The 430-nt window shown below is 48.4% G+C and carries 1 protein-coding gene; it reads right to left on the bottom strand.

Features of this window, described 5'->3' with window-relative positions; genetic code table 11:
• Positions 1–430: CNNM domain-containing protein (locus RVS70_RS22605; protein ID WP_321134979.1), on the bottom strand; the 430-nt coding region annotated here is incomplete at both ends.

Raw genomic sequence — 430 nt, 5'->3', positions numbered from 1 at the left:
ACGCAAAGGACCCGCTATCAGCAAGGTCAGCTGCTCTGCCTTTTGAATCGCGACCGTTTTCGGGGCCAGTTCACCTACAACGACGTGCAGGAATGTGATCAAGCCATACGCGACTGCAAAAGAGACTGCATGAGAAACCGAGTCCGGCAAGCCGAGCGGTTCAAATAATGGATGCAGAAGCCGTTCAAAGGCCGGTTCACCCAGTACGCCAAGTCCAATTGATGTCAATGTAATGCCCAGCTGGGATGCGGATAAATATTCATCCAAATCTGTAATGACACGCTTTGCGAGTATCGCCCGTTTGTTTCCTTCTGTGATAAGCTGATCTATTCTGGATCTCCTTACACTAACAATCGCAAACTCGCTTGCAACGAAAAACGCGGTTAAAGCAATGAGCACGCCAATTAAAATCAGACTGTCAATATCGTCC

It is taken from the genome of Virgibacillus sp. M23 (genome assembly GCF_034190895.1).
GTDB classification, from domain to species: Bacteria; Bacillota; Bacilli; order Bacillales; family Amphibacillaceae; genus Virgibacillus; species Virgibacillus salarius.
The sequence above is the reverse complement of the archived record's forward strand: the minus strand, read 5'-3'. Positions and strand labels throughout refer to the sequence as shown.